This window comes from Blastococcus sp. CT_GayMR20 (genome assembly GCF_004570345.1).
In genome coordinates this window covers 1-6,845 of record NZ_SPQM01000197.1, presented here as the reverse complement: position 1 = coordinate 6,845, position 6,845 = coordinate 1, and the positions used below count along the sequence as shown (strand labels likewise).

At 72.9% G+C, this 6,845-nt stretch carries 8 protein-coding genes; 4 read left to right on the top strand and 4 right to left on the bottom strand.

Annotation, left to right across the window (positions count from 1 at the left end; genetic code table 11):
• From acnA (E4P40_RS25140) to E4P40_RS25130, 3 genes are all read left to right on the top strand, one after another.
• A partial coding sequence (acnA, locus tag E4P40_RS25140) for an aconitate hydratase AcnA (RefSeq protein WP_135161060.1) occupies nt 1-1,480 on the top strand: 1,480 nt, incomplete at its 5' end.
• A 14-nt stretch (nt 1,481-1,494) separates the two neighbouring features.
• The gene (locus tag E4P40_RS25135) at nt 1,495-2,256 is read left to right on the top strand and encodes an SDR family oxidoreductase (RefSeq protein WP_135161061.1); all 762 of its coding nucleotides are present in this window, start codon (nt 1,495-1,497) and stop codon (nt 2,254-2,256) included.
• Entirely contained in the window at nt 2,253-2,987 is a 735-nt protein-coding gene (locus E4P40_RS25130) for a sirohydrochlorin chelatase (RefSeq protein WP_245160570.1), read from the top strand. The genes E4P40_RS25135 and E4P40_RS25130 overlap by 4 nt, the downstream gene beginning before the upstream one ends.
• Here E4P40_RS25130 and E4P40_RS25125 read toward each other — a convergent pair whose 3' ends face one another.
• Complete coding sequence (locus E4P40_RS25125) at nt 2,988-3,263, bottom strand: hypothetical protein (protein ID WP_135161062.1); 276 nt, start codon at nt 3,261-3,263, stop codon at nt 2,988-2,990.
• Between the two features lie 319 nt (nt 3,264-3,582).
• Between E4P40_RS25125 and E4P40_RS25120 the strand changes: the two genes are divergently transcribed.
• Nucleotides 3,583-3,858, top strand: a complete 276-nt coding sequence (locus E4P40_RS25120; RefSeq protein ID WP_135161062.1) for a hypothetical protein — start codon at nt 3,583-3,585, stop codon at nt 3,856-3,858.
• Here the strand turns inward: E4P40_RS25120 and E4P40_RS25115 are convergent, their stop codons facing one another.
• The 3 genes from E4P40_RS25115 to acnA (E4P40_RS25105) all read right to left on the bottom strand — a co-directional run.
• The gene (locus tag E4P40_RS25115; protein WP_245160570.1) at nt 3,859-4,593 is read right to left on the bottom strand and encodes a sirohydrochlorin chelatase; all 735 of its coding nucleotides are present in this window, start codon (nt 4,591-4,593) and stop codon (nt 3,859-3,861) included.
• Nucleotides 4,590-5,351 carry an SDR family oxidoreductase gene (locus tag E4P40_RS25110; protein WP_135161061.1) on the bottom strand — a complete coding sequence of 254 codons (762 nt, stop codon included), beginning with the start codon at nt 5,349-5,351 and terminating at the stop codon, nt 4,590-4,592. The genes E4P40_RS25115 and E4P40_RS25110 overlap by 4 nt, the downstream gene beginning before the upstream one ends.
• Nucleotides 5,352-5,365: 14 nt before the next feature.
• Nucleotides 5,366-6,845, bottom strand: a 1,480-nt coding sequence (acnA, locus tag E4P40_RS25105) for an aconitate hydratase AcnA (RefSeq protein WP_135161060.1), incomplete at its 5' end; no start/stop codon positions are given.

Here is a 6,845-nt window from a genome sequence, read left to right as displayed (position 1 = left end):
CTCGAAGCCGACGCGCGTCGTCATGGAGGACGGCACGGAGACCGAGGTCGACCACGGACACGTCGTGATCGCGGCCATCACCTCCTGCACCAACACCTCCAACCCGCAGGTGATGATCGGCGCGGCCCTGCTGGCCAAGAACGCCGTCGAGCGCGGGCTGGCCACCAAGCCGTGGGTGAAGACGACGCTGGCCCCCGGGTCCAAGGTCGTCATGGACTACTACGAGAAGGCCGAGCTCACGCCGTACCTGGAGAAGCTCGGCTTCTACCTGGTCGGCTACGGCTGCACGACCTGCATCGGCAACTCCGGTCCGCTGCCCGAGCCGGTCAGCCAGGCGGTCAACGAGGCCGACCTCGCCGTCGTCTCGGTCCTGTCGGGCAACCGCAACTTCGAGGGCCGGATCAACCCCGACGTCAAGATGAACTACCTGGCCAGCCCGCCGCTGGTGATCGCCTACGCGCTGGCCGGCTCGATGGACGTCGACCTGAACAACGACCCGCTCGGCCAGGACCCCGACGGCAACGACGTCTTCCTGCACGACATCTGGCCGTCGCCGCAGGAGGTCCAGCGGGTCATCGACCACGCCGTCTCCGCGGAGATGTTCAGCAAGGACTACGCCGACGTCTTCACCGGGACCGAGCAGTGGCAGAACCTGCCCACGCCGACCGGCGACACGTTCGACTGGGACCCGGACAGCACCTATGTGCGCCGTCCTCCGTACTTCGAGGGCATGCCTGCCGAGCCGTCGCCGGTCGAGGACATCACCGGCGCACGCACCCTCGCGGTGCTCGGCGACTCGGTGACCACCGACCACATCTCCCCGGCCGGCTCGATCAAGGCCGACAGCCCCGCGGGCACGTACCTCCGCGAGCACGGGGTGGACCGTCGCGACTTCAACTCCTACGGCTCCCGCCGCGGGAACCACGAGGTCATGATCCGAGGCACCTTCGCCAACATCCGGCTGCGCAACCAGCTGGTGCCCGGCATCGAGGGTGGCGTCACCAAGAACCACCTGACCGGCGAGACGACGACGATCTACGACGCCTCGCGCGCCTACATCGACGCCGGGATCCCGCTGGTGGTGCTGGCCGGCAAGGAGTACGGCTCGGGTTCCTCCCGCGACTGGGCGGCCAAGGGAACGGCGCTGCTCGGGGTCAAGGCCGTCATCGCCGAGAGCTACGAGCGCATCCACCGCTCCAACCTGATCGGGATGGGCGTGCTGCCGCTGCAGTACCTCGAGGGCCAGAACCGGGAGTCGCTCGGCCTGACCGGCGACGAGGAGTTCGCGATCACCGGGATCACCGCGCTGAACGACGGCTCGGTGCCGCGCACGGTGAAGGTCAAGGCGCAGGCTGCGGACGGTGAGACGACCGAGTTCGACGCCCGCGTCCGCATCGACACCCCCGGTGAGGCGAACTACTACCGCAACGGCGGGATCATGCAGTACGTCCTGCGCTCGCTGCGGGACAACGTCGCCTGATCGCCGCCTGACGCATGGACCTGGGGCTGGGCGGTCGCGGTTACCTGCTCACCGGCGCGAGCCGGGGGCTGGGGTTCGCGACCGCCCGCGCCCTGGTCGACGACGGCGCCCGGGTGCTGATCAGCTCCCGGAGCGCCGACTCGGTGTCCGCAGCGGCGGGTGACCTGGGCGGCGCCCCGGTCGCGCAGGGCGTGGCGGCCGACCTCGCCGACGCAGACACTGCCGAGCGCCTGGTCGCCGAGGCCCGCGCCCGGCTGGACCGCATCGACGGCGCCCTGATCTCCGTCGGCGGCCCGGCCCCGGGGGCGGTGCTCGACACCGCGGACGCCGACTGGCGCTCGGCCCTCGACAGCGTTGTCCTCGGGCCGCTCCGACTGGTCCGGGCCCTGCTCCCGCACCTCGGGACGGGAGCGGCGATCGCCTTCGTCCTGTCGACCTCGGTGCGGGAGCCGCTCCCCGGGCTGGCCATCTCCAACGGGCTGCGACCCGGGCTCGCCATGACCATCAAGTCGCTGGCCGACGAGCTCGGACCGCGGGGCGTCCGCGTTCTGGGGCTGATGCCGGGCTCCGTGGCCACCGACCGGATGACCCAGCTGTGGGCCGCGTCCAGCGATCCGGCCGCGGAGCGCGCCTCGGCCGAGGCAGCGATCCCGCTGCGCCGGATCGGGCAGCCCGAGGAGTTCGGCCGGGTGGCCGCCTTCCTGCTCTCCCCCGCCGCGTCCTACATCACCGGCACGGTGGTGGCCGTCGACGGCGGGCGGCTGCGAGCTCCGTGAAGAAGGACCTCCTCGCCCCCCTGCGAGGGAGCCCGATCCTCGTCGCCTGCGCGCACGGCACCCGCAATCCCACCGGACGGCGGCTGATCGCCGAACTGGCTCTCGCCGCCCGGGCGTTGCGGCCCGGCCTGGTGACCACCGCCGCGTTCGTCGACGTCCAGCCACCCACGGTCGTCGACGTCGTCGCGGGCCTGGCGGCGTCCGGACAGGCGGCTGTCGTCGTCCCGCTGCTCCTGTCCGGCGGCTACCACGTGCACGTGGACATCGCCAGGGCCGTGGCGGGCTCGGCGGGCACCGTCGCCGCCCGGCCGCTCGGCCCGGACCCGCGGCTGGTCGCGGTGCTGCACGACCGCCTGCTGCAGGCCGGCGCCGATCCCCGCGACCCGCTCACCGCTGTCGTCCTGGCCGCGGCCGGCTCCAGCGATCACCGGGCGGTCGCCGACGTCGAGGACACCGCCGACCTGCTGCAGCGCTCCTGGGCAGGGGCGGTGACCACCGGCTACGGCTCGGCAGCCCAGCCTCCGGTGCCGGACGCGGTCGCCGCGGCCCGACGCGGCGGCGCCGAGCGGGTCGTCGTCGCCTCCTACCTGCTGGCCCCGGGCCACTTCCACGACAAGCTCGCCGGGGCCGGCGCCGACGTCGTCACCACGCCGTTGCTGCCGGACCCGCGGATCGCCGCCGTCCTGCTCGACCGCTACGACGCGGCGCTGGACCCGACCCCGGCCGGCTGATCAGGCCTGCCAGCCGAGCACCTGCTCCCCCACCACGAGGACGACGACGAACAGGATTGCCGCCGCGAGCGGCACCGCCGCCGTCCACCACGACCGGGCGATCGCCAGGCGCACCAGCACCGCGGCGAGGACGAGCCACACCACCCACAGCGGGATCAGCACGTAGCCCGGGATGACCAGCCCACCCGCGAGGTAGAACCAGCCGACGACGAGGTGCGCCACCGCCCCCAGGACGGCGACGACGATCGGTCCGCGCGAGCGGAGAAGGGTGTCCACGGCGGCAGTATGGCGTTCCCGGCTGCCTGCACGGGGTGACCTACGCTGGAACGACGATGAGCGGGGCACCGAACGAGCAGGGCGGCGAGGCCACGCCCGGCACGACGCCGCCCGCAGCCGATACCGCCCCGGACGGACCTCCCGCCGAAGCCTCGACCTCGGGTGGAGCGTCAGCCGCGGGCACGTCCCGGCGGAGGCGCTGGGGGCCGGCGCTCGCCACGGGCGCGCTCGCGATCGCCCTGCTCGTTCGGTGCCCCGCTCATCGTCGTTCCAGCGTAGGTCACCCCGTGCAGGCAGCCGGGAACGCCATACTGCCGCCGTGGACACCCTTCTCCGCTCGCGCGGACCGATCGTCGTCGCCGTCCTGGGGGCGGTGGCGCACCTCGTCGTCGGCTGGTTCTACCTCGCGGGTGGGCTGGTCATCCCGGGCTACGTGCTGATCCCGCTGTGGGTGGTGTGGCTCGTCCTCGCCGCGGTGCTGGTGCGCCTGGCGATCGCCCGGTCGTGGTGGACGGCGGCGGTGCCGCTCGCGGCGGCAATCCTGTTCGTCGTCGTCCTCGTGGTGGGGGAGCAGGTGCTCGGCTGGCAGGCCTGATCAGCCGGCCGGGGTCGGGTCCAGCGCCGCGTCGTAGCGGTCGAGCAGGACGGCGGCGATCCGCGGGTCCGGCAGCAACGGCGTGGTGACGACGTCGGCGCCGGCCCCGGCGAGCTTGTCGTGGAAGTGGCCCGGGGCCAGCAGGTAGGAGGCGACGACGACCCGCTCGGCGCCGCCGCGTCGGGCCGCGGCGACCGCGTCCGGCACCGGAGGCTGGGCTGCCGAGCCGTAGCCGGTGGTCACCGCCCCTGCCCAGGAGCGCTGCAGCAGGTCGGCGGTGTCCTCGACGTCGGCGACCGCCCGGTGATCGCTGGAGCCGGCCGCGGCCAGGACGACAGCGGTGAGCGGGTCGCGGGGATCGGCGCCGGCCTGCAGCAGGCGGTCGTGCAGCACCGCGACCAGCCGCGGGTCCGGGCCGAGCGGCCGGGCGGCGACGGTGCCCGCCGAGCCCGCCACGGCCCTGGCGATGTCCACGTGCACGTGGTAGCCGCCGGACAGGAGCAGCGGGACGACGACAGCCGCCTGTCCGGACGCCGCCAGGCCCGCGACGACGTCGACGACCGTGGGTGGCTGGACGTCGACGAACGCGGCGGTGGTCACCAGGCCGGGCCGCAACGCCCGGGCGGCGAGAGCCAGTTCGGCGATCAGCCGCCGTCCGGTGGGATTGCGGGTGCCGTGCGCGCAGGCGACGAGGATCGGGCTCCCTCGCAGGGGGGCGAGGAGGTCCTTCTTCACGGAGCTCGCAGCCGCCCGCCGTCGACGGCCACCACCGTGCCGGTGATGTAGGACGCGGCGGGGGAGAGCAGGAAGGCGGCCACCCGGCCGAACTCCTCGGGCTGCCCGATCCGGCGCAGCGGGATCGCTGCCTCGGCCGAGGCGCGCTCCGCGGCCGGATCGCTGGACGCGGCCCACAGCTGGGTCATCCGGTCGGTGGCCACGGAGCCCGGCATCAGCCCCAGAACGCGGACGCCCCGCGGTCCGAGCTCGTCGGCCAGCGACTTGATGGTCATGGCGAGCCCGGGTCGCAGCCCGTTGGAGATGGCCAGCCCGGGGAGCGGCTCCCGCACCGAGGTCGACAGGACGAAGGCGATCGCCGCTCCCGTCCCGAGGTGCGGGAGCAGGGCCCGGACCAGTCGGAGCGGCCCGAGGACAACGCTGTCGAGGGCCGAGCGCCAGTCGGCGTCCGCGGTGTCGAGCACCGCCCCCGGGGCCGGGCCGCCGACGGAGATCAGGGCGCCGTCGATGCGGTCCAGCCGGGCGCGGGCCTCGGCGACCAGGCGCTCGGCAGTGTCTGCGTCGGCGAGGTCGGCCGCCACGCCCTGCGCGACCGGGGCGCCGCCCAGGTCACCCGCCGCTGCGGACACCGAGTCGGCGCTCCGGGAGCTGATCAGCACCCGGGCGCCGTCGTCGACCAGGGCGCGGGCGGTCGCGAACCCCAGCCCCCGGCTCGCGCCGGTGAGCAGGTAACCGCGACCGCCCAGCCCCAGGTCCATGCGTCAGGCGGCGATCAGGCGACGTTGTCCCGCAGCGAGCGCAGGACGTACTGCATGATCCCGCCGTTGCGGTAGTAGTTCGCCTCACCGGGGGTGTCGATGCGGACGCGGGCGTCGAACTCGGTCGTCTCACCGTCCGCAGCCTGCGCCTTGACCTTCACCGTGCGCGGCACCGAGCCGTCGTTCAGCGCGGTGATCCCGGTGATCGCGAACTCCTCGTCGCCGGTCAGGCCGAGCGACTCCCGGTTCTGGCCCTCGAGGTACTGCAGCGGCAGCACGCCCATCCCGATCAGGTTGGAGCGGTGGATGCGCTCGTAGCTCTCGGCGATGACGGCCTTGACCCCGAGCAGCGCCGTTCCCTTGGCCGCCCAGTCGCGGGAGGAACCCGAGCCGTACTCCTTGCCGGCCAGCACCACCAGCGGGATCCCGGCGTCGATGTAGGCGCGCGAGGCGTCGTAGATCGTCGTCGTCTCGCCGGTCAGGTGGTTCTTGGTGACGCCACCCTCGATGCCGGGCACCAGCTGGTTGCGCAGCCGGATGTTGGCGAAGGTGCCTCGGATCATGACCTCGTGGTTCCCGCGGCGGGAGCCGTAGGAGTTGAAGTCGCGACGGTCCACCCCGTGCTCGCGGAGGTACGTGCCCGCGGGGCTGTCGGCCTTGATCGAGCCGGCCGGGGAGATGTGGTCGGTGGTCACCGAGTCGCCGAGCACCGCGAGGGTGCGTGCGCCGGTGATGTCCTCGACCGGCGACGGCTCGGCAGGCATGCCCTCGAAGTACGGAGGACGGCGCACATAGGTGCTGTCCGGGTCCCAGTCGAACGTGTCGCCGGTCGGCGTGGGCAGGTTCTGCCACTGCTCGGTCCCGGTGAAGACGTCGGCGTAGTCCTTGCTGAACATCTCCGCGGAGACGGCGTGGTCGATGACCCGCTGGACCTCCTGCGGCGACGGCCAGATGTCGTGCAGGAAGACGTCGTTGCCGTCGGGGTCCTGGCCGAGCGGGTCGTTGTTCAGGTCGACGTCCATCGAGCCGGCCAGCGCGTAGGCGATCACCAGCGGCGGGCTGGCCAGGTAGTTCATCTTGACGTCGGGGTTGATCCGGCCCTCGAAGTTGCGGTTGCCCGACAGGACCGAGACGACGGCGAGGTCGGCCTCGTTGACCGCCTGGCTGACCGGCTCGGGCAGCGGACCGGAGTTGCCGATGCAGGTCGTGCAGCCGTAGCCGACCAGGTAGAAGCCGAGCTTCTCCAGGTACGGCGTGAGCTCGGCCTTCTCGTAGTAGTCCATGACGACCTTGGACCCGGGGGCCAGCGTCGTCTTCACCCACGGCTTGGTGGCCAGCCCGCGCTCGACGGCGTTCTTGGCCAGCAGGGCCGCGCCGATCATCACCTGCGGGTTGGAGGTGTTGGTGCAGGAGGTGATGGCCGCGATCACGACGTGTCCGTGGTCGACCTCGGTCTCCGTGCCGTCCTCCATGACGACGCGCGTCGGCTTCGAG